General features: G+C 36.7%; 23 protein-coding genes and 1 pseudogene. 7 read left to right on the plus strand and 17 right to left on the minus strand.

What is annotated here, in order from left to right; genetic code table 11:
• Nucleotides 1-141: 141 nt before the first annotated feature.
• The 8 genes from ACWF5P_RS24060 to ACWF5P_RS24095 all read right to left on the minus strand — a co-directional run bounded on the left by ACWF5P_RS24060 (nucleotide 142) and on the right by ACWF5P_RS24095 (nucleotide 7,313).
• Nucleotides 142-447 carry a YerC/YecD family TrpR-related protein gene (locus tag ACWF5P_RS24060; RefSeq protein WP_101221521.1) on the minus strand — a complete coding sequence of 102 codons (306 nt, stop codon included), beginning with the start codon at nucleotides 445-447 and terminating at the stop codon, nucleotides 142-144.
• Nucleotides 448-730: 283 nt separating this feature from the next.
• Nucleotides 731-1,267: a gamma carbonic anhydrase family protein gene (locus ACWF5P_RS24065; RefSeq protein WP_452445392.1), complete on the minus strand. Its 537-nt coding sequence runs from the start codon at nucleotides 1,265-1,267 to the stop codon at nucleotides 731-733.
• A 218-nt stretch (nucleotides 1,268-1,485) separates the two neighbouring features.
• Nucleotides 1,486-2,817 carry a CitMHS family transporter gene (locus tag ACWF5P_RS24070; RefSeq protein WP_402941952.1) on the minus strand — a complete coding sequence of 444 codons (1,332 nt, stop codon included), beginning with the start codon at nucleotides 2,815-2,817 and terminating at the stop codon, nucleotides 1,486-1,488.
• A 206-nt stretch (nucleotides 2,818-3,023) separates the two neighbouring features.
• Nucleotides 3,024-4,187 (minus strand): CaiB/BaiF CoA transferase family protein, encoded by a 1,164-nt coding sequence (locus tag ACWF5P_RS24075; RefSeq protein WP_402941950.1) that lies wholly within the window; start codon nucleotides 4,185-4,187, stop codon nucleotides 3,024-3,026.
• 124 nt (nucleotides 4,188-4,311) lie between these two features.
• Nucleotides 4,312-5,196, minus strand: coding sequence for a hydroxymethylglutaryl-CoA lyase (locus tag ACWF5P_RS24080; RefSeq protein WP_434169173.1), 885 nt, complete (start codon nucleotides 5,194-5,196; stop codon nucleotides 4,312-4,314).
• A gap of 19 nt (nucleotides 5,197-5,215) precedes the next feature.
• Nucleotides 5,216-5,890: an FCD domain-containing protein gene (locus tag ACWF5P_RS24085; RefSeq protein WP_434169172.1), complete on the minus strand. Its 675-nt coding sequence runs from the start codon at nucleotides 5,888-5,890 to the stop codon at nucleotides 5,216-5,218.
• Between the two features lie 359 nt (nucleotides 5,891-6,249).
• Nucleotides 6,250-6,891 carry an Ntn hydrolase family protein gene (locus ACWF5P_RS24090; RefSeq protein WP_157830943.1) on the minus strand — a complete coding sequence of 214 codons (642 nt, stop codon included), beginning with the start codon at nucleotides 6,889-6,891 and terminating at the stop codon, nucleotides 6,250-6,252.
• 176 nt (nucleotides 6,892-7,067) lie between these two features.
• Nucleotides 7,068-7,313, minus strand: coding sequence for a DUF1450 domain-containing protein (locus tag ACWF5P_RS24095; protein WP_157830942.1), 246 nt, complete (start codon nucleotides 7,311-7,313; stop codon nucleotides 7,068-7,070).
• A gap of 240 nt (nucleotides 7,314-7,553) precedes the next feature.
• Here ACWF5P_RS24095 and hppD point away from each other — a divergent pair, with 240 nt between their 5' ends.
• From hppD to ACWF5P_RS24115, 4 genes are all read left to right on the plus strand, one after another.
• The gene (gene hppD, locus ACWF5P_RS24100) at nucleotides 7,554-8,675 is read left to right on the plus strand and encodes a 4-hydroxyphenylpyruvate dioxygenase (RefSeq protein WP_427573127.1); all 1,122 of its coding nucleotides are present in this window, start codon (nucleotides 7,554-7,556) and stop codon (nucleotides 8,673-8,675) included.
• 61 nt (nucleotides 8,676-8,736) lie between these two features.
• A complete protein-coding gene (locus ACWF5P_RS24105) occupies nucleotides 8,737-9,681 on the plus strand; it encodes a hypothetical protein (protein ID WP_434169171.1) in 945 nt (314 codons plus the stop codon).
• Nucleotides 9,678-10,973 carry a fumarylacetoacetase gene (gene fahA, locus ACWF5P_RS24110; protein WP_434169170.1) on the plus strand — a complete coding sequence of 432 codons (1,296 nt, stop codon included), beginning with the start codon at nucleotides 9,678-9,680 and terminating at the stop codon, nucleotides 10,971-10,973. The genes ACWF5P_RS24105 and fahA overlap by 4 nt, the downstream gene beginning before the upstream one ends.
• 50 nt (nucleotides 10,974-11,023) lie before the next feature.
• On the plus strand, nucleotides 11,024-12,181 hold the full coding sequence (locus ACWF5P_RS24115; protein ID WP_434169169.1) for a homogentisate 1,2-dioxygenase: 1,158 nt from the start codon (nucleotides 11,024-11,026) through the stop codon (nucleotides 12,179-12,181).
• Between the two features lie 325 nt (nucleotides 12,182-12,506).
• Here ACWF5P_RS24115 and ACWF5P_RS24120 read toward each other — a convergent pair whose 3' ends face one another.
• Nucleotides 12,507-13,142, minus strand: coding sequence for a hypothetical protein (locus tag ACWF5P_RS24120; protein ID WP_434169168.1), 636 nt, complete (start codon nucleotides 13,140-13,142; stop codon nucleotides 12,507-12,509).
• A 509-nt stretch (nucleotides 13,143-13,651) separates the two neighbouring features.
• Nucleotides 13,652-14,716, minus strand: coding sequence for a molybdopterin-dependent oxidoreductase (locus ACWF5P_RS24125; RefSeq protein WP_434169167.1), 1,065 nt, complete (start codon nucleotides 14,714-14,716; stop codon nucleotides 13,652-13,654).
• 199 nt (nucleotides 14,717-14,915) lie between these two features.
• Between ACWF5P_RS24125 and ACWF5P_RS24130 the strand changes: the two are divergent.
• Nucleotides 14,916-15,468 (plus strand): annotated as a pseudogene (locus ACWF5P_RS24130) (hypothetical protein).
• Nucleotides 15,469-16,127: 659 nt separating this feature from the next.
• Here ACWF5P_RS24130 and ACWF5P_RS24135 read toward each other — a convergent pair.
• Nucleotides 16,128-16,334 (minus strand): hypothetical protein, encoded by a 207-nt coding sequence (locus ACWF5P_RS24135; RefSeq protein ID WP_434169166.1) that lies wholly within the window; start codon nucleotides 16,332-16,334, stop codon nucleotides 16,128-16,130.
• A gap of 699 nt (nucleotides 16,335-17,033) precedes the next feature.
• Between ACWF5P_RS24135 and ACWF5P_RS24140 the strand changes: the two genes are divergently transcribed.
• Nucleotides 17,034-17,486 (plus strand): hypothetical protein, encoded by a 453-nt coding sequence (locus ACWF5P_RS24140; RefSeq protein WP_101221506.1) that lies wholly within the window; start codon nucleotides 17,034-17,036, stop codon nucleotides 17,484-17,486.
• 439 nt (nucleotides 17,487-17,925) lie between these two features.
• Here ACWF5P_RS24140 and ACWF5P_RS24145 read toward each other — a convergent pair whose 3' ends face one another.
• The 3 genes from ACWF5P_RS24145 to ACWF5P_RS24155 form a co-directional block, all read right to left on the minus strand.
• Entirely contained in the window at nucleotides 17,926-18,240 is a 315-nt protein-coding gene (locus ACWF5P_RS24145) for an MTH1187 family thiamine-binding protein (protein ID WP_230178269.1), read from the minus strand.
• A 228-nt stretch (nucleotides 18,241-18,468) separates the two neighbouring features.
• Nucleotides 18,469-19,638, minus strand: a complete 1,170-nt coding sequence (locus ACWF5P_RS24150) for an MFS transporter (RefSeq protein WP_434169165.1) — start codon at nucleotides 19,636-19,638, stop codon at nucleotides 18,469-18,471.
• A 290-nt stretch (nucleotides 19,639-19,928) separates the two neighbouring features.
• Nucleotides 19,929-21,305 carry an aminotransferase class I/II-fold pyridoxal phosphate-dependent enzyme gene (locus ACWF5P_RS24155; protein WP_434169164.1) on the minus strand — a complete coding sequence of 459 codons (1,377 nt, stop codon included), beginning with the start codon at nucleotides 21,303-21,305 and terminating at the stop codon, nucleotides 19,929-19,931.
• Nucleotides 21,306-21,461: 156 nt separating this feature from the next.
• Here ACWF5P_RS24155 and ACWF5P_RS24160 point away from each other — a divergent pair, with 156 nt between their 5' ends.
• On the plus strand, nucleotides 21,462-22,364 hold the full coding sequence (locus tag ACWF5P_RS24160) for a DMT family transporter (RefSeq protein ID WP_101221502.1): 903 nt from the start codon (nucleotides 21,462-21,464) through the stop codon (nucleotides 22,362-22,364).
• A 434-nt stretch (nucleotides 22,365-22,798) separates the two neighbouring features.
• Here the strand turns inward: ACWF5P_RS24160 and ACWF5P_RS24165 are convergent, their stop codons facing one another.
• From ACWF5P_RS24165 to ACWF5P_RS24175, 3 genes are all read right to left on the minus strand, one after another.
• Complete coding sequence (locus ACWF5P_RS24165; RefSeq protein ID WP_402942954.1) at nucleotides 22,799-23,053, minus strand: alpha/beta hydrolase; 255 nt, start codon at nucleotides 23,051-23,053, stop codon at nucleotides 22,799-22,801.
• A gap of 409 nt (nucleotides 23,054-23,462) precedes the next feature.
• Entirely contained in the window at nucleotides 23,463-24,089 is a 627-nt protein-coding gene (locus ACWF5P_RS24170) for a GyrI-like domain-containing protein (RefSeq protein ID WP_434169163.1), read from the minus strand.
• A 304-nt stretch (nucleotides 24,090-24,393) separates the two neighbouring features.
• Nucleotides 24,394-24,777 carry a VOC family protein gene (locus ACWF5P_RS24175; protein ID WP_260357158.1) on the minus strand — a complete coding sequence of 128 codons (384 nt, stop codon included), beginning with the start codon at nucleotides 24,775-24,777 and terminating at the stop codon, nucleotides 24,394-24,396.
• Nucleotides 24,778-24,782: the final 5 nt, after the last annotated feature.

Consider the following 24,782-nt stretch of genomic DNA (forward strand, 5'->3'; position numbering starts at 1 on the left):
AATGACAATCTCAAGTGATGTATGTTTAAAAGAAAATGAAAAGCTATTTATTGACGTGTTTCTTCTATATATATTGATATTTTTTACCAAAAATCCAAAGATGAACCTAGACCCAAAAGTCAAACCCATCTGCCGAAACTCTTAAAATTTTTTAGTAGTATCCATGCGATCTAACGACATCTGATACCCACCATTACTCCCATAATTCAAAAGTTTATTAACTCTTGAAATTGTAGCTGAAGCGGCACCGGTTTCTGCCTCGATTCCTTCATATGTAAAGCCATCCCGAAGCATTCTGGCAACTTCTAGTCTTTGGGTAAAAGCTTTTATTTCATTCATTGTGCACAAATCATCAAAAAAAGCCATACACTCTTCTTGTGTCCGTAAAGAAAGGATAGCCTTAAATAATTGTTGTATGTTTTTTTCAGACAATTTACTTTTGTACATAACTGACCTCCAATAAAGTTTTCAAAATAATATTTATCTTCACATTGAGGATGCGCTCCTATTGCCTACCCATGCTAAAACGGGAACCAATTTCAACAGACTGACACTTTAATCACACTCGGAAGGAGGTATGAAATGCAATATATACCTTGCAACTCCCATGCAAATGGCCTTACATAAAAAAAGGTTCTTTTGCTTCTACCGTTTTATTAATAATTTAGCAGACTCGTCCAATCTTGCGGACAGCCTGCCTTCTCACTTTTAACGTACAAGTGCATTCTAATTATTTGAATGCTTTCTCTATTACGCTTATTTTCTCTTTCTTATATAGAGCGCCATTTTTGATATACTGTGATGCTCCCTCTTTTGCCTGTTCTATGTTTTCTGGTGTAAGTTTTCTGATGACCTTAGCGGGAACACCGGCTACTAAAACACCCGGTTCAATTATCTTTCCTTCTGGAACTAGAGCCCCAGCAGCGATTAGAGAGCCTTCTCCGATTACTGCTCCATTTAGAATTGTTGCGCCCATACCAATTAACGCGCCATCTTCTACAGTACAGCCATGTAGAACCACGTTATGTCCGACAGTAACATTTTCACCGACTTTAATTGGAAAACCTGGATCCACGTGAACTATTGCACCGTCTTGAATATTTGATCCTTTTCCTATCGTTATTTTCTCATTATCCCCTCTTAAAACGGCATTGAACCAAACGGACGTATCTTCCTTAAGTTCTATGTTTCCAATCAACTGTGCTCCTGGGGCTATATATGAGCTTGAATGTACATTGGGGAAGTGTCCTTTAAATTTATGAATCATTCTTCATTCCTCCTTTTGCGTTATGTTCATTATTCCATAATAAAACCAGAGGTACCTCTATTCGGAGCCTTTCTTTAACACCATCAATATAGTATAAGAATCTTAAATCTGGCCCCTGCATTCAACTGCCACGTTTCCTTCCCTTATATGTCTCCACATTTACAGCTACCTTTGGATTGTCCTCCTTCTCTCCAATGATTTTGTTTAGAATTCATTTTTTAGAAAGAAATCGTCCCTGAAATCACTCCTACGATGATATAAATAAGCAATATCCCTAAAGACCATTTTGCTGCATATTTATGAAGGTCACCTAGGCTGATACCCGTTATGTGAATCAATAAATAAACAGATGCTACGAGCGGACCCATGATACCAAAAGGAGTGCCGTACAATGCAGCTGTTCCCATTGATAAAGTATCAATGCCGTAAGTAGAAGCAGTTTCAGCCAGGACTGGCAAAATCCCAAAGTAGAATCCATCAGGACCAATTAAAAAGATGGCAGGTGCACTAACAACCGCTGTTATTAAAGCCAGATATGGACCAAGGTCTGTAGGGATAATTGAAACAATCGAATGTGCCATAGATTCAGAAATTGGAGTACCTTTGAAAATTCCTGAGAAAATCCCAGCAGCAAAAACCATCGCAACCACTGCTATTGCATTAGGTGCATGAGCGGCGACCCGATCTCGTTGATCATTTAAGACTGGATAATTAATGAGTAGTCCTAGTGCTGTACCAATGATAAAGAGTACGGCAGCAGGTAACCATTCAAGTACAATGGCAACCATGATAACTATTGATACAAGGAAATTGATCCAAATTAATTTGGGACGCTTAATGTTTGTGTTTTTTGGTGGGATATTTTCTATTGTAGCGCTTTCAATTGCAGCATCTATTATTCTAGCTTCAGGTATAGAATAAGATTCGGTATTTTCCTTTTTATATCTAGCTCTTTCTTTCAAACCGATAAAATAAGCAACGGTAATAACATATAGCAAACTTACAAGCATTCCAGGCAACATTTGAAGATATAATTCCGTTGGATTAAGGTTTAACACACTCGCTACGCGGCCAGCAGGTCCCCCCCACGGAACAAGTGTTGTGATACCAATTTGCATGATTGTAATGGAGGCCAATATGATAGGACTAATCCCCATTTTTTTATATAGAGGAAGAAAAGCCGTTACAACAATCATCATCGTCGTGGATCCATCACCATCAAATCCTATTATTCCCGCTAACACAGCAGTTCCTACGATAATCTTTAGTGGATCTCCGTTAGCTAACTTTATAATCTTTGAGGTTAATGGATCGAATAACCCTGTATCTACCATGACACCAAAATACAAAATGGCAAATAACAAAAGAATTGCGGTAGGCGCTACATTTTGAATACCTTCCATTATCAATGTCCCTAATTCTGGTCCAAATCCTCCGATTAAACCAAATATGATAGGTACAATCGTTAGGCCAATAAACGGAGATATACGTTTTGACATAATCAAAAATAAGAAGGTACAAATCATAGCAAATCCTAAAATAGATAACATAAACTTAGTTCCTCCCCAAGGTTCGTTATTGGTACCGCTTTCAAATATGCCTGGAAATTTACTGTAACCCTCTCTTTTTTTCTCAGGTCAGAAAAGAAGCATTATAACCCCCTTTTATCTTAAAGATTTTCATTCCCTGTTTACCTGTGTAAGCCGACAGCCAGGCATGACATGTTTTAAGGTTTAGCTAGCAAGAATAAAGAAAACTATTTTTGCTGATTCAATTTTTTTCCCCCAAGGACTTCTTCGTTATGTTGTCCTAGTTCAGGACCAATCCATTCAATGCTGCCTGGAGTTTCAGATAGTTTTGGTACAATTCCTGGAACTAGTACCTGCTCCCCATCCGGCAAAGTGACCGTCTGAAGCATATCACGTGCTTGATAATGTTCATCCCTTACAATATCTTCAATATTATAAATAGGCCCAACCGGCACACCAGCCTCATCTAATATTTTTTGCACTTCTTTTTGTGAGTGTTTCCTAGTCCACTCTTCAATGACTTGATCTAGATATTCTGCATTTTCAGCTCTGCCATTATTGGTTAAATAAGTCGGATTTTCCGCAAATTCTGGCCGTCCTATCGCATGCGCAAATCTTTTGAAAATACTATCGCTATTTGCCGCAATGACGATATATTTACCATCTGCACATATATAGGTATTTGAAGGAGCAATTCCTTCCAAGGTAGCACCTGTTCTTTCTTTTATTATTCCTTTTAAATCGTATTCTGGCAGCACGCCTTCCAGCAAAGAAAATACCGCTTCAGTTAGAGCGACATCCACATATTGTCCTCTTTTTAATGGATCGTTATCTCTCGCTCTTAATGCCATTAACGTACCATTCACTGCATATAAACCTGCTATAGAATCACCAACTGCTAAACCAACTCGAACTGGGGGACGATCAGGAAATCCTGTCAGGTACCGAAGGCCACCCATCGATTCCGCAACGCTGCCAAATCCTACTTTGTTTCGGTAAGGGCCTGTTTGGCCATAACCAGAAATCCTTGTCATAATGATGCTTGGATTAATTTTCTTAATATCTTCATAGCCAATTCCCCATTTCTCCAACGTTCCTGGCCGGAAATTTTCAATAATTACATCCGCATCTTTTGCTAACTCCCGAACCATCTCCTGTCCCTCTTCTTCACGAAGGTTAAGAGTTATGGATTTTTTATTTCTTGCATGCACGTACCACCACAGGGACGTTCCGTTATGCATCACTCGCCAATTTCGTAAAGAATCCCCTTTATTGGGATCCTCAACCTTGATCACTTCAGCACCAAATTCACCAAAAATCTTCCCGGCAAACGGAGCTGCTACAAAGTTACCTAATTCTAAAACTTTAATACCCTCTAAAGGTTTTCTCATTGTATTCCCGCCCTTCAATTATTAACATATCCTACCTGTTTCTGAATTACCTTTTTTAATTTTCTGAATATTACAATAACGTATACAATCAACTGTGTGGTTTTTCCTAATTTTGAATTTTACTTTATACTGTTTTTGTTAATCCTTTACTGTCTCCTAACAGTTGGGGAAATTCGGTATCTAATGTCGTTAAATGTTCCAAATCCAAACCTGTTTTGATATTCTGTTTTTCTAAAAATTTTACTACACGACTTGCCTGAATGTTCCCAGGAGATCCAGGAGCATATGGACATCCTCCTAGTCCAGCTTGGGCTACATCAATTAATTGAACACCAGCCTGTATCCCAGCCATAACATTTGCCAATCCGTATCCATAGGTATCATGCAGATGAAGCCCAATAGGAATATCCGGAAACTTCTCTACCAAACGGCTACAGTATTCATATACCTGTCTCGGCGTTGCTTTGCCGATTGTATCACCCAGGCCTAATTCGCAAACCCCATTATTAACGAGGTACTCTGCAATCCTTTCCACCTCTGAGTATGGTACGATCCCGGCAAACGGACAAACAAATGCCGTTGAAATTGCACCAATTGTTTTTCTCCCCTCCTTAGTCGTTTCTTCAATTAAATCTTTTATTTCAATTAAAGATTCATTAGAACTCTTATTTAAATTTGCCTGGTTATGCTGTGTGCTCGCAGAGAGGAAAAAAAGCGCATTGTGAATCTTTGAATTTAGGAACCTGTCTAATCCTCTTTTATTTGGGACCAAAGCTTCATATTCTACTCCACGAGCCATTGGCAGATTCTGTCCTAATTCATCCGCATCTTTCATAGCAGGAACCCACTTTGGATGAACAAAGGAAGTGACTTCCAAGCGGTCAAATCCTGCTTCAATTAAATTTTTAATTTTATTTATCTTTTGATCGGTTTCGACAAAAACGGGTTCATTTTGCAGGCCATCTCTCAATGTAACATCACGAATTTTAAGTTTTTCTGGAAAAATCATTTTTTTCACTCTCCTTTTATTAATATTCGTCATCCTTAACACCCGAGTACATGGAAACATAAAATTGATAATCACGTTGAATATGTGCCTTCATTAACTCCTCTGCAGCTTTCCCATCCTCAATTTTAATAGCATTCCATATCGCTTTATGTTCACCGGCACCCTCTTCTATTCTCTTTGGGATATTCAATACGGCATTTCGATAAAAAGAAATTAAGGAATTTAACTGATTCATCATTTTCATCAAATAAGGATTACCACTAGCCTCCACAATCAGGTAGTGAAATTGGCTGCTAAGGACCTTTAATTTTTCAATCTCATTCTTATCAACCATGAGATTCATTTTATCAACTGAATCTGACAATTGTTTACGCTGTTTTTCATTCATACGTGAAGCGGCATAAAAAGCAGCTGTAGGTTCCAGGCTTAACCTGCATTCATAAAGATATTTAAAATCTGAAAAGGTTGCGCGGTATACTCTTACTCCGCCTCTTGGACTGACGGATACTAATCCTTCACTGTTTAACCTGCGGATCGCTTCTCGGATTGGACTTCTACTGACACCTGTTTCCTGAGAAACCTTTCCTTCCACGATTCGTTGACCAGGTGGTATGTTGCCGCTTACAATTTGTTCATGTAAATATTCATATACTTGATTTTGAAGAGTTTGCGACTGTATTGTTTTTAACTTCATTTTTTATCACACCCATAGTCATAATTTTCAGATAATGTATACAAAAAAATATATGTCTACCTCATCATAAATCAATTTGTTGTTTTTGACTATAGTGGATATTTTTTTCTGCAGCTTCATAACTGAAGACTCGATTTTTTTAAGTTGCACCTCCCCTTCACTGTGCAATTAGTGAATTAAAATCATTTAGTCACTAATTTCCACAATTTTTCTAAATGTTATTATAAGTTTCCCACCACTGCAAGCTTATACATTAAAGCATACATTCTGTAAAACGGCTAGCTTTCACCGCGTTAAAGTTAAATAGCTTTCTTTAATCAAAAATAAATGAATCTGCTGTCAGCATTATCACCTTTGTTTTAACTATCAAGATTCATTTGTACAATCTTAATGATTCCATCTTCATCAATGTCTATCTCAAATAAGCCATTTTTGGTTAAGAATATAGAATACGCAGTCTTACTAACCTTTTCATTGTTTATCTGTCGGATGGCAGAAGAAAATTGAATGATAAAATAATTTAGATCTGTTCTGGTGGCATCCACTTCATTTATTAAATAATTCCGAAGATACATCATTTCTGTATTCGGAAATGTTTTATAAAAAAAATCGAGAGGATGGCTTTTTTGAAAAGCATCATCTGATGAGAAGTAAGTGACACGAGGTATACCATCAGCTGTGAACCCCGCCAATAAATAAACAGTTGCATAATCCTGTTCAGGATATAATTTTTGGAACATCTCCAATGAATTTCTAAATAATTTTTGAGATTGTGCCTCGATTTCTTCAATTGAATTTGTTCCAAGAGAAAACATTTTTAGTTCCTCCATGCATATATCGATGATATTTTTAACACCCGCAAATGCAAAAATCACATTTTGATTTAATGCTATTACTTTTTTTTCATCATCACTGAAGTTTTCGGTTCCTCTATAGGTTATTCTTTTATCAGCCATAATAAATACACCATTTTCAAACTTTTTACCAATTAATGCAGTCATAATGAAATTCCCTTCAGAATAAAAATAAGGCCCTACTATCATGCATTTTGGAGTAGGGCTTACTTATATTTTATCATATATAGATTCCTTCTGAAGGTCTCAAGTTTCCGGACAGTAACAACTCTAAATATATAATTCTCGATCAAAACATCTATCAAATATATTTTCTTTCGGTTTTACACGATTTCCCCTAGTTTAATGTTAGCCACATATTGATCTATTTTTTTATAAAGTTCATCCGGATCGTCTGCGACAATGTTTTCACCATTTATAAGTGCGAATGGCTCCATCAAACATTGGCCGCAGTATAACAAGCACCTTTCTTCAATAACCTCCAAATCGGTTCGCTCAATTAATTTTCCCTTCATAGTTTCCAACTCGTCTTCGAAATTACATGGACAGAACTTTACGTTAATTTTCATGGCTAACTCCCCTTCGGTTTTTGTTGCCAACATTTTAATTGGATTAATCAAAAGTTTGCAAGAGTACACTCAAACGCATATTCGCTTTAACGGTTTAAAAGACTTATGCCATAAATACTAAACGCGTTAAAACACATATTTGCGCGATGAATTTTTATAGATTAAGATGTGAAACATTACAGAATCTAAATTTTGAAAATTCTGTTTCTTAAAGTTAAAAATGATAAAGGAGAGGTTAAAATGGCTGAAAAAATGGTAGCGTCACCTAAAACTAAAAAAGAAGAATTGTTCCCGGTAAAGAGTGTTCATTACGTAGAAATCTATACAGGAAACGCAAAGCAGGCTGCTTATTACTATGCGAAATCTTTCGGTTTCAAACTTGTAGCATATAAAGGATTAGAAACAGGTTCCCGTGACCGTGTATCTTACGTAATGGAACAGGGCGCTATCCGATTGATTTTAACAGGTACCCTATCAGACAATACAGACGTTGCCGAGTTTATAAAACTTCATGGCGAGGGTGTAAAAGATATCGCCCTCCTAGTAAAGGATCTAGAAAAAACATATGCGGGTGCGATCGAACGAGGTGGCATCGCTCTTCGGGAACCATGGGTGGAAGAAGATGAAAACGGCAAGGTAAAAAAAGCGATATTAGGTACATATGGGGATACAATTCATACGCTTGTAGAATCAGTCGATTATAAAGGCGTATTTATGCCAGGGTTTGAAGCTCGCGAGAACACCCTTGAATCTCAACCAACCGGATTAATTGGTGTTGACCACCTCGTTGGTAATGTGGAAGTTATGGAAGAATGGACAAACTATTATGAAAGTGCATTCGGTTTTACTGTTCTGAAGCATTTTGATGATGAAGACATTTCGACAGAATACTCTGCTCTAATGTCAAAAGTTATGATGAATGGAACAGGACGCATTAAGTTCCCAATTAATGAGCCTGCGGAAGGAAAGCGAAAGTCTCAAATTCAAGAATACCTAGATTACTATAATGGACCGGGCGTTCAGCATCTAGCCCTTTTGACAAACGATATCATCGGCACGGTGGCTGCCCTCAAAGAAAATGGTGTGGAATTTTTAAACACCCCTGAGACTTATTATAAAGAACTTGCCAATCGTGTAGGAGATATTGATGAAGATGTGAAACGACTTCAAGAACTTAATATTCTGGTCGATCGTGATGATGAAGGATACTTGCTTCAAATCTTTACTAAACCACTTGTTGATCGTCCAACACTGTTTATCGAAATCATACAGCGTAAAGGTGCACTTGGATTCGGCGACGGAAACTTTAAAGCATTGTTTGAATCGATTGAACGCGAACAAGAACTTCGCGGAAATATTTGATTTGGAACGGTCATACCGTTGTCTCTCGCGGTATGGCCTCCTTTAATAGGAGGTGTTGAGGTTGTTGTTAACAAAAGTAAATGTAAAGTGGAGAGAAGAAGCGGTCAGTCATTTTATGACAGAACTCATTGATTATGCAGGTCTATTTCCACCGGCTGCACTTCCGCTTCCAGAAGCTATTTCAAATTTTCATGCATACATCCATGATTCGGACAGCTGGATGCTCGGCCCGTTTGTTATTCCTGCTTCAAGATTGAGTGAACTTAAACCATATAAAGCTCTATTTAATGACAAATATCCACTTCGGTTATCTGTTATTTTTACGAAATTCGAAGAAATCGAAACCGAAATGGAAGCTATTCGTCATTTTTTAGAAACATATAAAACAGCTGGAACCATACAAGCAATAGAATTTCCGCTTCCAACACAGGTTAATTATTCATTCTTGGAGAATCTTGAAAAACAAACTGGGAGTTATCCCATTTATTGCGAAATGAAAGGAACGAATGATCAATTTCTAAACACATTGGATACTATCCATTCGATTAACCAAAAATCCCTAAAACGTATAGGTATCAAAATGCGCATGGGTGGAATCACGGCTAATTTGTTTCCTACAGTCAATCAAGCAGCATTCGTTATTCACGAATGCCAGAAACGAGAACTGCCACTTAAATTCACAGCTGGTCTGCACCATCCGATACGCCAGTACCGAACGGAAGTTAAAACACGCATGCATGGTTTTGTTAACGTATTTACCGCTTCTATTATGGCATATAGCCGTTCGGTTAATACAGCAACCATTCAAGCCATTTTGCATGATGAAGACCCAACTAATTTTTCATTTACAACAGACTCGCTTTCCTGGCGCGATTTGAAAGTCAGTTCGGCCGAAATCATCAAAGCACGCAGTTTCTTTGCAGCTTCCTATGGAAGCTGCAGCTTTAATGAGCCTCGGGAGGAACTAGGGGAGCTTACTATTTTTCATGGGGAGGCAGTAAGATGAAACATTCCTTTATTGAGACAACACCAGAATCACATTTTCCAATTCAAAACTTGCCATACGGCATTTTCCAAAAAAACGGGCAAAGCCCCCGTGCCGGTACAGCCATCGGTGATTATGTTCTTGATTTATCTGTAATCGATGAGGTTGGCTTGCTAAGTGGGACAGGTGCAGAAGGAAAAAATGTCTTTTCCTCTTCCTCACTTAATCAATTTATGTCACTTGGCCGTCCGGTTTGGACTGCTGTACGTAACAAACTTCAATACCTTTTGGATTCGAAAACGTCTGTACTACGAGATAATGAAGAGCTTCGTTTTAAAGCGTTTCACCCATTGGCAGATATAGAGATGCTTCTGCCAGCAGATATTGGAGACTATACAGATTTCTATGCCTCCAGAGAGCATGCAACCAATGTGGGGACAATTTTTAGAGGAAAAGACAATGCCCTCATGTCAAACTGGACACATTTGCCGATTGGATATCATGGAAGGGCAAGTTCGATCGTTCCAAGTGGTACCCAGGTGCGGCGTCCTTCGGGACAGCGCAAACCAAAGGATGCAGATTATCCAGTATTTGGACCTTCGATACAGCTTGATTTCGAACTAGAGATGGGCTGGTTTATTGGACCCAGCAATACTCTTGGGGAACCAATTCCAGTTAATCAGGCTGAAGATCATGTTTTCGGGCTCGTTCTGGTAAATGACTGGAGTGCACGTGATATACAAGCATGGGAGTACCAGCCTCTTGGTCCATTTCTTTCTAAAAACTTTGCTACATCCATTTCGCCTTGGGTTGTGCCGCTAGAAGCACTGGAACCTTTTCGTACTGCTGGACCGCAACAGGATCCAGAGCCGTTTCCCTACTTGCAGCAAAAGAAAGATGGGGCATTTAATATTAACCTTGAAGTTCATTTGACACCAGAAAATACAGAACAAGCAACTAGGATTACGAATACCAACTTTAGCTATATGTATTGGTCAATCGCTCAGCAAGTGGCTCACCACACCATTACAGGCTGTAATATGCGTCCCGGTGACATGCATGGATCTGGAACTATCAGCGGTCCAAGCCGTGAAGAACGAGGCAGCCTCCTTGAACTTTCATGGCGCGGCACAGAACCGCTTCAACTTAAAGGCGGGGGCGAACGAAGCTGGATTGAGGATGGGGACAAGTTGACCATCAGTGGCTGGTGTCAAGGAGATGGGTATCGAATTGGATTTGGTGAAGTAAGCGGTCAAGTTTTGCCAGCCCTTTCGGAGGCAAAGATTTTAGGTACCCATAAAGTGAAGATGTAGCAACTAATCTACTAAATATAAAAGATAGTTACATGGAAGGAGTTTTGGCAATGACACATTATGTTAAAATGGGTCGCATTCCTCATAAACGTCATACTCAGTTTCGTCAGGAGGACGGAAGCCTGTATTATGAACAATTGATGGGTACGAAAGGTTTCTCTAGTATTCAGTCACTCATTTATCATATCAATCAGCCAACACAAGTAAAAAAAGCTCAAAAAATCCGCGATGTCCGTTATGAATATGAAGAAAAAGATGCATTAAAACATCGTCATTTCAGGACATGGAATACGGAAGTTGGCGGCGATTTTCTTGAATCTCGCAAAATTTTCATGGCAAACGAAGATGTAGCACTTGGCGTTGCACGCCCTAACCAGCAAATGAATTACTTTTATCGAAACGGTGAAGGTGATGAAATGTTGTTTGTCCATGAAGGAAAAGGCAAAATCGAAAGTATTTTCGGTGAATTAAGCTTTGGGCCAGGTGACTACCTCATCATTCCGATTGGCACCACGTACCGCGTCGTCTTGGAAACAGAAGAAGCTCGCTTTTTCATCCTTGAATCTAATTCATCAATCGTACCGCCAAAGCGCTATCGCAATGAGTTTGGACAACTTCTTGAGCACTCACCTTATTGCGAACGTGATTTCCGGACACCAGAAAAACTGGAGCCTAAAGATGAAAAAGGAGAATATGAAATCAGAGTGCGGGCACAAGGCATGATCACATCCTATACGTATGATTTTCATCCGCTTGATGCGGTTGGATGGGATGGTTATCTCTTCCCTTATGCGTTCAGCATTCATGATTTTGAACCAATAACCGGACGCGTTCATCAGCCACCGCCAGTACATCAGACGTTTGAAGCACATAATTATGTCGTATGTTCATTTGTACCACGTATGTATGACTATCATCCGGAAGCCATCCCTGCTCCATATGTCCACAGCAATGTGGAAAGTGATGAAGTCCTATATTATGTGGATGGTGACTTTATGAGCCGCCGCGGCATTGAAACAGGATCGATTACCCTTCATCCAAGCGGTTTACCACATGGGCCACATCCTGGCAAAATTGAAGCGAGTATCGGTAAAAAAGAAACGCGTGAATTGGCAGTCATGGTCGATACATTCCGTCCGCTGTATATCGTAAAAGAAGCACACGCTATAGAAGATGATGCGTATATGAGCAGCTGGCTGCCAAAATAATAGCTAAGGTTTCTTTACCATTTTTGTACCTTTGATAACAAACCATGAACGATCTACTCCCCTAGGCAGATCAGTTCATCACAATATCATTCATGAAATAAAGCCGGAGCATGAATCTAGCTCCGGCGCTTTTGTTGTCATAATGGTTCTTCAGCAAGTCTGCGACTTTTTCTACTATGATGAGAACTCTAAATTTCCTAAACTGGACCAAAAATCAACGGTTATATACAAGAGTATGATTTTTTAATTCAATCACTTTTATCTATATAAGCCCTCACATTAAAAAAACGCCTTTTTGGGCGTTTCAGGCAGTAGTTCAAAGAATTCATTGCCATTTATTTTTCAACTTCTGACCTTCCTCAAAAGACAAGGATTTTTTATCTATCATTTTCAATGAATTACTCTTTAAATCCAATTCATAAGTATTTAATACCCAAGGTAAATCTTCCATATTGTAATAATTCATTGTTTCTAACTTATTTTTCTCATTAAACCTTGGTGGTAAAGTATAAGACAAAGCACTCTTTACCGATACTATTTTTTCATTATCTACATAATACAGATAGCCTACCTTTGTGTTACAGTCCAATTGATTTGAAACCATCACGATATCAGGATAAGATTTGGATATTATAGGAAAAACCGTTCTTTGGGTTTGGTTATAAGGATAATCCTTTAATATAACGGACGTCGTTTTTATATCTTTTTCACCTTGTTTTTGAATTAGAAAACTATAATTACCAACAAATACTTCATCGCCTGTGCTGCAAAGGTAATAGTCTGTTTTAGTTTCTTTAGGAGCAAAAAAATAAACATTATAACTAATCCTTTTAGTATCTTTAACTTTAAACAAAACTCTACTTTTTTCAGAAATATTAATTTCTGTTGCATAGGAGTAAGTTTGAAAGTGTAAATAAGTAAAAAGAAAAACTGCTATAAAAAATATTCTTGTTAACTTCATTGGGTCACTCCTATTAAAATAACTATTGCTATATTTTCAACAATGCTTTTTGGTCCCAAAATAATTTCACATTTAAAATGAATTACAAAATGTCGATATCGCAGCCCTCCTTTAATTTAATATTTGGAGACATGAGAATTCTATACTGCTTTTCACGCACATCTCAACTTCTCAACTAACCAGCTAAATAGGCTGTCAATTCCCTTATTCAGTACTTAATTGACCATGCCAAATAACCCTCCAAAACTCTTTTGGTAGGGTGTTTCCCTGTAAAACAAAACCGTTATTTGGCCAAATCCAGGAACGGCTTTTCTCATTATCATTAACGCCTTTTACCACTGAAGGAGTTTCTTGCTACGGAAGCGAGCGTCTCTTAGTCTCACGTTCCTGGTAAATTGATTTAACCAATTTCAAAGATAATCACAGCTGATTTTTTCATATAGAATGGATCACTTATATTCTTCTTCAATAATTTTTCTCCTGTTTCTTCCCTAAATATAAATTGATAGTCATTCTACCTTAACTTTAATTTGATCAATGGCATTATGCCCATAACCTTTTTTATTCCAAAAAGGAAAATCCGGTTGAATTTGACCAAATGAATCTGTTGCTCTGGATTTAATCGTATATTCACCTTTTTCTAATATAGTCCATTCAAATGACCAACTAACCCATCCATAACCAATATTTTGACGAGGTAAAATATCGGCGTTTCTCCATGTATAGCCACCATCAAGACTAATTTCAATCTTTGTAATTACTCCTTTTCCTGTCCATGCAATTCCTTTTATTAAATGCTTACCAGTATTAATAATTTCCATATCCAGCGGTTTTTGGATAGTCGAATTGATATTTATTGTAGTAACTGGAAATGCACCTTGAACATTGTCTTGATTTGGATAATACACATAATCAATTGTTTGAAACGGCCCATTGAATGTAGAAGCAATAACACTTATCTGCTTTATCCACTTAACGGATGCCATTGCATACCACTGGGGAACTATTAACCTCAGTGGATAACCATGTTTAAAAGGAATTGGCTGGTCATTATATTCATATGCAATAATGGTATCTGGATGCAGTGCTTTCTCGATAGGCAAACTCCTTGTATAGGTAAAAATCTCATCTAGATCTTTCCTATTTCCATTATCATAACCCTCCACAACAACTTCTTTTGCCCCTTCCCCCATGCCAGATAATTCAAGTAATGTCCGTAATGGTACACCTTTCCACCTACCTTGGCTAATAGCTCCCTTTCCCCATTGTTCTCCAAATATTTTAGGTTCGAAGAGATTACGCTTGTCACCCGAGCATTCAAGGACAACTTCCACCGTTTTGGATGGGTATTGAAGAATGTCTTGCATGGATAGCAGTAAAGGAGCGGATACTAACCCATTTATAGGGAGCCAATAGTTTGAATAGGAAAGAGTCGGATAAGAAAAGTGGTTCCTTCTATAAAATAATTGGTTTTCCATGCTATCATTATTGATGAAATGAATTGGTGACTCCTGATTTTCCGGCTGCAAACTACGTGTCAATAAATAGGGTTTCACTTTATGTGGATTTGCCATAATTCCCCCCTCTAATTAATATGAATCATTATAGATGTATACGTTCGGTATAGCCTAATTAGGTTATTAATTTTAACTTCAAATAAAGAAGAGCTTTATGCCGGCTAAAAATGGCCGCTTCTCCAGAAAGTTATTGTGTTCGGGACAGAACTACAGTGATGAGAGGCTGCCTATCATATTTTAAGAAGGAGTATTTCTAATGGATAATACTATACAAACTTCTTTTGAAAATTTACTTTCTCAAGATAAGGACTTACAATACGAAGCCTACAATCATATCCTTGCTTCTACCAAAGAAGAGGTGGACTGGGCTTATGATGTATGGGACCAATTGAAGAAGGATTTAACTCATTCTGATAACCACCGAAGATCAAGGGCGGCACAATTTCTTTGCAGTTTGGCGAAAAGTGATCCTGAGAAGAGAATGCTAAATGATTTCCCATTGATTTGGGAAGTGACAAAAGATAAAAAATTCGTCACTGCAAGACATAGCCTACAATCTATATGGAAAATAGGGCTAGCTGGCACTGAGCAAAATGAAATGGTACTAAGAAGTCTTGTTGATTGGTATTTAAATAGCGTTCATGAAAAGAACTACACGTTAATTCGTTTTGATATTATTCAAGGACTTAGGAACTTATTTAATGAAATAAAAGATGAAGAAATAAAGCAAATTGGCACTGAATTTAATTGAAAAAGAAGAGAATGCAAAATATCAAAAGAAGTATGCAACTGTATGGAAAAATACGTAGAGAACGCCAAAGTTGTATCTTTATAAAATGGAGAATACATATCAGACGTTTATAATATGTATTCTCTTCTTGTTAAACAACGCTCCATTTTGTGGAATGCATAATCCTTTAGGATATTAATCCAATTGCATTTTTCAGAACTTTCGGTGCCTTTTTTATTCCTTCCGTTCCAACAAAACTGCTCGCACTCGCTATTAATATGCTTGAAGAAATGAATTTGACCACATAAAAAATTCCTGATCCAATAATTAGATCTAGGATTAAAAACCTTTTAATTGTTGAGCCTTTTATTATATAAATAACGATTTGGTCGTTTTTCTTCATACTCAGCATTGTCACACCCTTATCTTTTTTTAAAGGGTATGACAAAGAGGGGTTGTCATATTCTTCGGCATCATGTCTTTCCTATTTAATAAAACTGATTTCCGCCAACTGGAACTAAATGTGTTTCAAGAGGTAACATATAGATTCACTTAAATTTTTCCGAAATTATGTTTTTAGCTGAATACATATAGGGAACTCTCATACCCTTGTATGATACATTCGAGTCACATTATTTCCCAAAGTAAAGAGCACCCAATGAATGGATGCTCCAAGGAAATCGGTTTAACCCTTAATGGTGTTAGCAATTGTTTCTTGTTTTTACTGCAATCACAACATCATTCTTTATCCTCTTTTTTCTTGCTGCCATTTTTATCTTCTTTTTTCTTGCTACTATTTTTATCTTTGCTCTTACAACATTTTTTATCCTCTTTGCTACTGCATTTCTCTAGTTTAAAACTATATTCCAATTTAAAACAGCATTTTTCTTCTTTAGACTTATTGTCTTTCTTACTATTATTTTCTTCCTCTTTTTCTTTTCCCATGTAATCACCTCCATCTCATGCTTTGCTTTATATTATAGAAATTATTAAATTACGCTTGTGCTTGTCCCCAATAATTAAATTACATATTTTATATACAGTGAAAAAGCACCCAGACAATGAGTGCCTTTCGATGATTTATAAAACATACAGAAGGTGTTTAGGCACACACTTATTAAATGCATTTGCCTAATAACATAAAAAACTGCCTACCCTATGGATAGGCGTTTACGATATAGCCTACGAATTGACATGTTAATTGTCAAAAGATTACTTTGTTTATGCCAACCGCCATTCATCTCCCCCTTTCAGTTGTGATCAACGCTTGAAGAGAAGAGGAAAAGATTTAGTCTTTTTTTTTGCTTAATTTTAACTATCATTGGTTCTATTTATACCGTCTTGTTTGCCCCTTATCATTCAAGGAAAACTAATATTATCGATGTCAGTATTACTGCTATAATCGGGTTTGTCATGAACATTATGTTTATCCTTTATTTTATAAAGATATATTATTAAAAAACACACTTTAGGTGTTTTTTTAATTTCTCCACTTCCCCCTAACTGTTCCATTCGATATCACGATTCATCCTATCAATTAAAAGATAATCAGAAATGAAAAAATTTTGCCTATTAACAGCTTCTTAGTACTAATCTTTTTTTCTCCTAATAAACTTAATAAACTAACTATTTAGGAGGGGTGCAATGTTTAATCAAAAACTGGATAGTAACAGTCCACTTATAGGTAAAATTAATGACGTCACTTACCAAAAATACAAACTATATAAGAAGTCATATGAGCGGGAAGTATTCATCATAAAAGATTACGGTGAAAACCGCGGTGTTACGAATAAAAGTATAGAGTTATTCGAAGCAGTTAAAGATCATTTTGACCGTTTTAAAATAGCAAAAATTGTTAAAGAAATTAATAAAGATAATAATTTGCTTGATAGCGATCTCATCCTTATTGACAAAAAAGGAAATGAGCTACACCTATCAGGTTGTAGCTGCGGGTATGCTGGCACAGGTTCGCATGGAACTGTTGAAATTTTGAATAAGGCTGGATTCGAGATAGATAGAAGGTTTGTATTTTGTTCAAAAGGATTCACTCTTTTTCATCCAATTGAAGAAAGAGAACTTTATGGCGAACGTTTATAAATTATCTACACTCACTACCTCAACTCATGCAGTTTTGCAGATGGACGCCTGTAAAGAGGATACCCGTAGCATGCTAATGACAAGAAAAAAGTGAAATGGTTATTCAAAAACATGGATTATGCAAGATAGAATATGGAAATCTATGAAATGGATCAGCCAGTTGGCTCCCTTTCATTAAATAATAAATAAGAAAAGCCTTGGTAACTGAGAAATCAGTAATACCAAGGCTTTAAAGCTAATAATACATTGACATTAATTGAAAATCATCGACGAAAATCGGTATATATTTCCGAAAACAGCAATATATCTACGAAAATCAGGATATATCTCCGAAAACTATAATATATCTACGAAAATCAGGATATATCTCCGAAAACTATAATATATCTACGAAAGACGAAAATCGAGGTATATCTGTCTCTATTGCTTATAAAACCTGTTATTCCTCAAGCATGCCCTTAATTCGCTTTACTTTGTCTTCCATCCTGCGTTCTTTATCACGACGGTCATCGATTCGGATATTCGTACAGACTCTAGCAAGACCTTTTTCAAAAGGTACTTCGTGCATCGCTTGGATCACTTCAAATAATTTAGGCAGATCGCCTTCAATGATTGTATTCATGGGTGTCAGTTGAAAACGGATTTCTCCCTTCTCTTCATATTGCTTTAATACTCTTTGAATATCTGCCACATAGCTGCTAACACTTGGAGTTTGTGTACCGACAGGAATAACCGTTACATCAACAATTGCCATTTTTATTCACCAATCCTTTTTATGTATTAATCAAGAAGCTTACTAACATCCATCCTAGTATAGTCGGGTGTTTTTTACTATTATAACTCAAACTTCGAACCTGGGAAATTTGATATGAGTTTTGGAGCGTGAGATTCGTAAATCAAAGCACTTCTACTGGCAAGAAAATTACTGTAGAATCAGCCAAATAAACAAGTCCACCTCTATTAAAATAGAGGTGGACTTGTTTTAGATCGATTTCTTATGCCTTATCTTTTCATTTATATAATCCTTATAGACTAAAACAGCAACAACAATAAAACTTAGACTAACAAACCTGAAGATCATCTCTAAACTGATCCATTTAGCTAAAATACCTAATACAAATGCGCTAACTCCAACACCAACGTCAAAACTGGAAAAAAAGGTTGCGTTGGCTGCTCCTCGTTTTTCTTCACTTACCTTTTGAACAGTCCATGTTTGTAAACATGGCATAACAGTTCCATAACCTGCCCCAAATAAAATCGCCGCAATGATAAGTTGAGAATCATTTGTCGTATACGACAGGATAACAAGTGAAAAAAATCCTAACACAGCTGACATAATGATAATAGACCAAGGTCCTTTTTTGTCATACCATTTTCCGGTAAACGGACGTAGTAAAGTTGAGACAGTTGCATTGAGAAGGAAGAATAGAAAAATATGATCTACTTCCCTTTGTTCACCAAAAAGAACCAAAAATGTAATAATAGCCCCAAAACCAAGTGTTGTAATAACTGTAAGTAATGCTGGGAACCAAACGTCTTTTTCAAAAATCATATCCAAAAAATGAAATGGCTTCTTCTCACGCTTTACAATAGTAGGTGAATATACAAATTGAAGCGCAATTACTGCCAATAAGCTCAGTATTACTGATGACCATATCAAAATATTGAAGGAAAAAGAGTCATAGATTAGGATACCTATACTCGGTGCAACGATAGCCCCGACTGTCGTGGATATAGAAAAATACCCTATTCCTTCTCCTAAGCGTGTCTTAGGAATCAAACCCACTACTATTGTACTATTAGCTGTAGTTGATACCCCCCACGCTGCACCATGGAAAAGTCGTAACAATAGAATAAGCCATATAATATTAAGAAACGGATATAGTATCGTAATGATCATTAAAGCTGCACTTGCACAAATGGCTAGACTTTTCCTCTGGTTATCAATTAAATAGTAACCTACAAAAGGCCTGATGAAAACAGCACCTATCGTAAATAATGATGTTACTAGACCAACCTGAATGGAAGATGCATCCATGCTTAACAAATAGGCGGGCAAAATAGGAAGCAACATTTCAAACCCAATAAAAACTAAAAAGTTGCTTATAAATAAAAAAAGAAATGATTTATTAAAGATTCTTTGATTTTTCATATAATTATTCCTCGCTTCTAAATTATTTTTCTAAGTTAGAAGCGTTTGGAACACCGAAACGTTTTTCAATTGTCTAAGGTTTTTAGTCAATTGACTCACCCTCTCTAAACCCTTTAAAAAATTCATCAAACAATCATACCAGAACCTACCCTTATAAACAAGCTCTTATTTTACAGCTTTATATTAAGGAACTAAGGGAGGGACAAGTAAAAACATTTAAGGAAATATACATTATTTTAAATAACTATTGTGGTTATATATAGGTTGTGACGGGAAAAACCCGACACTTTCTAAATGAGTAAAAAGTTATTTGGAGTAATATGGTTTTTTCTACTATCAATTAAAGCAATACAGTGAGCCAATCGTTCTACCCCTAGTTTAATTTGATTCTCGTTCACTTGAGAGATGCATAATCGAACGAGATTTTCCTTTTTATATTCTGCTAAAAACATTCTGGAGGCATCATCAACATATATATGCTGCTCGTTTAGCATATGAACCACCTGTTTTGCTTTCACATTCTCGGGCAAACTGATGGAAAGATAGAATCCGGAATTCGGTTTAGAAAAAGATGTATTAGCCGGCAGCAATAATTCACATGCTTCTTGAAGGATTTGCATTTTAGTACGGTATACCTCTTTTACTTTTTTGAGATGACTATAAAACATACCGCTTTTCAAATAGATTTCTAGCGCACCTTGAGAAAGTGCTGAACTATTAAAATCAGAACTGAATTTATATCGCAAAAAATTGTTAATCATTAATGCAGGAAGAACGACAGTACCAATCCTTAATCCTGGGAGAAAGATTTTCGATAGGCTTTTAATATAGATCACTCTCCCAGAAGGATCAAAAGAAAATAAAGGATCAGATTTTGGATTTGGATCAAGGTCTCCTAAAATATCATCCTCCACTATATATACATCGTATTTTTCAGCTAACTCAACGATTTTTTTCTTTTCGCTATTCGTGTAACTATGTCCAAGTGGATTGTGAAATCTCGGGATAATATAAAAAAATTTTATATCATTATTTCGAAAAATGTATTCCAGCCGATCAAGATCAATCCCTTCCATTGATAATTCAATACCAAAAGTAGTAGCTTGATGCAGATTGATCGACTCAATGAATCCGAAATAAGTCGGCTGTTCAATTAGAATATTGTTTTTTCCATTCGGGAATGGCATAGAAACTAATAAATTAAGGGCTTGCTGCGAGCCAGAAACAACCACTAATCTCTCCGGTTGAGTGAACACCTGTAAGTTTTGCAAATATTTCACCAACTGTACTCGCAGTGAGTAAAGCCCTTGTTGATCAGAGTATGTAAAAAGCTCTTCTTTATAATGGTCGATTGCTTGATTCATACAATGTTGAAATTCCACATAAGGCATAACATTTTTATCTGGACCGGCAGACAAAAAATCAATCACCTCATTTTCTACCGACTCTTTTTGATATTCATTCACAACATAGTAGCCGCTTTTAGGAACAGAATAAATTAAATGCTCCTTTTCAAGTTCTACGTATGCTTTAATAACCGTATTTTTGCTACATGAAAAATACTCAGATAACTGACGAATCGAAGGAAGCTTACTGCCTGCAATTAGCGAACCATCTTCAAGGCGAAACTTAATGTCTTCCATTATCTTTATATATTTTGAGTTCATATATTGATCCCCCTTCATCTGTACCAGGACAGATAGGTAAAAAAATGGTTTATTTTTATTAAGCATACTCATAGTATGTTAATTATATCAAAACTGTTTTTAAGTTAAATAAAAAATGGTATGTGGTACAAAGTATAAAGATTGGGGTTGGAACAGATGCGGGGAGAAAAAAGAGAAAAATTCGGATTATTTTTGGGATTAGTGGGGGTCATTTGTTTTAGTTTAACGCTCCCTTCTACAAGTATTGCAGTAGAATATTTCGGGACTACGATCGTTGGTTTAGGAAGAACGGTTGTTGCCGCTATTTTAGTAGCCGTGGTACTAATTGTTCGAAAAGAAAAGCTACCATCTCTTCGCCAATTCAAACGTCTACTTATAGTTGCTTTTGGTGCAGTTTTAGGATTTCCTCTCCTCACTTCTTGGGCAATGGAAACCTTGCCTGTTTCTCATGGAGCTGTGGAATTAGCTCTGTTGCCGTTAGCAACAGCCGGATTTGCTATATTTAGGGCAGGTGAAAACCCATCTCTCAAATTCTGGATTTCAAGTATAATCAGCTCTTTAGCGGTAGTTATGTATGCACTTCATCTTGGATTCGGCCAATTGCAATTTGCCGATTTAGCTTTACTGGCAGCAGTGATCATACTGGGACTTAGTTATGCAGAAGGGGGTGAATTAGCAAAAGAAATAGGCAGCTGGCAAGTGATTGCTTGGGCAATTATGATCGGTGCTCCATTTTTCGTTATTCCAGTTGGGCTAAACCTCACGAATGAAATGCTTCATGCCCCTTTACAAGCTTGGATCAGTTTCATTTATCTCGCAGTCGTTAGTCAATTTCTAGCATATGTTGCTTGGTATAGTGGAATGGCTATGGGCGGGATAGCAAGAGTTAGCCAGATTCAATACTTACAACCATTTTTGATGATTCTATTTGCAACAGTATTTCTAAATGAATCCATCACAATTTTCACTCTTATAATAGCAGTGATTGTTGTCTTTTCTGTTATATTAGGCAAAAATGCTCCTGTATCAAAAAACAGAGCTGTATCGGGGAAAACCTAACTGCATGTTCAATTGAGATTTCTATATAATCAAATAAAAAATGTATATTCCTGCACAACTCAACACTTGCCTTCGACATTATGAGGGAACATAATATTGCGAACCTTTTTTCTTAAACATTATGGATGGCTTACGGGACTCATTTAGCGTTAATATTAAACATGAACATTTGAAGCGAAAGCAAAGATAAGTCAAAATCATCCATTACTAAGACAAAAGTTAATTGTTTAGCAACTGGAAAAAATCCCAAACACTAATGAGCAACAGTTTTCATTATTAATGAAATCAAACCTAAAAAAACAAAGTGAATGCTACTGCCCTAACGGGAGTGTTGATCAAATAAGGATTAACACTCTTTTCCTTCTCATTAAGTGGTGTGTTGAAATTCTATAATTTTTTTAAGCTAATGCATCCTATAGTTTAAGTATTTGCTATCATATACGTTTGTTATTGGCTTGAACCCAATCCACAAAGGCTTCAATGCCATTCACGACTGCTTTGGTCCGTATGGAGTGATACAAATCAAAATTGTGCCCCGCACCAGGAAGTTCGACATAAACAACCGGATTGGATGAGGAATCACGCAGATGCTCCGTGAAGCGTCGGGAATTTTCCACGGACACTAACCTGTCCTGGTCACCATGCGCCACGAAAAATGGAGGTGCTTCTTTTACCTTTTGCCACTTTATGAAATTTCACTCTTAACTATATGTAAGATCACTATTATAGTTCTTAAGTTTCACCTTTACATGCTTTTTTCTATTAGTTGTTCGTAAGCACGCGTGAATCCTTCTTCCACAAAATTGCCCCGGCTGAATAAGGAAAAGACTGTCTTAAAGACAGCTCTGATATTAAGCTATTCCCCGTCTCCAATTGGGTCAACCCGGACTTGTTGTGTCCCATGAGTACAATTTATTTCTTATTCTTATTATTTTACAACTAAAATCAATTTACGGGATTTATTGGAAAATATTATTAACTGGATTTCGGATTTTTATGTTGATCATAGGCAAATCCGCAGGAGTCACACACACCTGTTCCAATCAACTTTTTTAACTTTTGATAGAACACTTTTGTCTACAAACTGAAGAGTTTATCCTAGTCTATTGGCTTAACCTTATATCTCAAAACAGTTTTTAATTTTGCAGGTTCGACTTTTCTAAAATCTGAAAGATATATTTCTCTGTGTTGTAATGAAGTTCTTTCAAGATTATTATTTTTTATGAATTCATTCATTAATTTAAAATTTTGAGGTTCATCATCATATGGACCTACATGAAGCATTTGGACAGATAATCCATCATGAAATGTACCGAACTTTACATCATTTAGAAATGGATGTGGTTTCTTTTTTCCTACATGTTCAAATGCTCTCTCCACTACTTCTTTTGTTACAAAATCTGGTTGTCTAATCATGATCGTATATAATAATTCATCTTTAATTAAAGTATCTTTTTTTCTTCCCTCTTCTGTTAAATCCCATATTCCTTCCAATGGATATACGGTATATTCAAAATATCCATCAGGAGTGTATCCTTGCTTCGGCATCATTCTTACCGCATAAGCCAATGAATAAAGAACACCTATCTTTTCAGCGAATTCGTGCTCATTTGGATTTCCTTTTCCCTTTATCGAAAAGAATTTCTGTTCTGGAATTGTTACAAGTTCAGATTTTTGTTTTGGGATATATAAATTCTTCTCTTGTTTTCTCCATTCGTATTTCATTAGTTTTTGTTCCCCTTCTCTATAACTTTTCATTATGTTTGATTACTACTTCAACGTCCTTTTAATTAAACCTTCATCTGGACAATTCCTTCAAGCCCTTATTGTTTCACTAAATCATAATAAGCTGGACTATTCCCGTACATCCATCGAGTATCTTTTGTGTTACCTTTTGACCAATATGATAGATAGAAAGGGTGGTACATATTTGTACCACCCTTCTACTTCTCGTTCCACAATCGTACCTTTAATTTTATACAAGAAAAGCTTTACTCTCATATAACAATTACTTCTATTTCGTCATGAATTACTGCTGCATTATTTGAATGAGGTTGCCGCATGTATCGTCGAAGACAGCTATTGTGACTTCGCCCATTTTTGTCGGCTCCATAGTAAACTTCACACCGTTTTCCAATAATCGTTCGTACTCTTTACGAATATCTGAAACGCCAAACATTGTTGCTGGGATTCCTTCGGAAAATATCTTATTTTGATACTCCTTTGCGGCAGGATGCTCATTCGGTTCAAGTAAAAGCTCGGTACCGTCATGATCATCGGGAGAAACAAGCGTAATCCACCTGAATTTCCCCATGGGAACGTCATGTTTTTTTTCAAATCCCAGCTTTTCTGAATAAAATTCCAGTGCCTTGTCTTGGTCTTGTACGAATATACTGGTAACAATTATTTTCATAATGT

This window comes from Peribacillus sp. NPDC055009 (genome assembly GCF_053608705.1).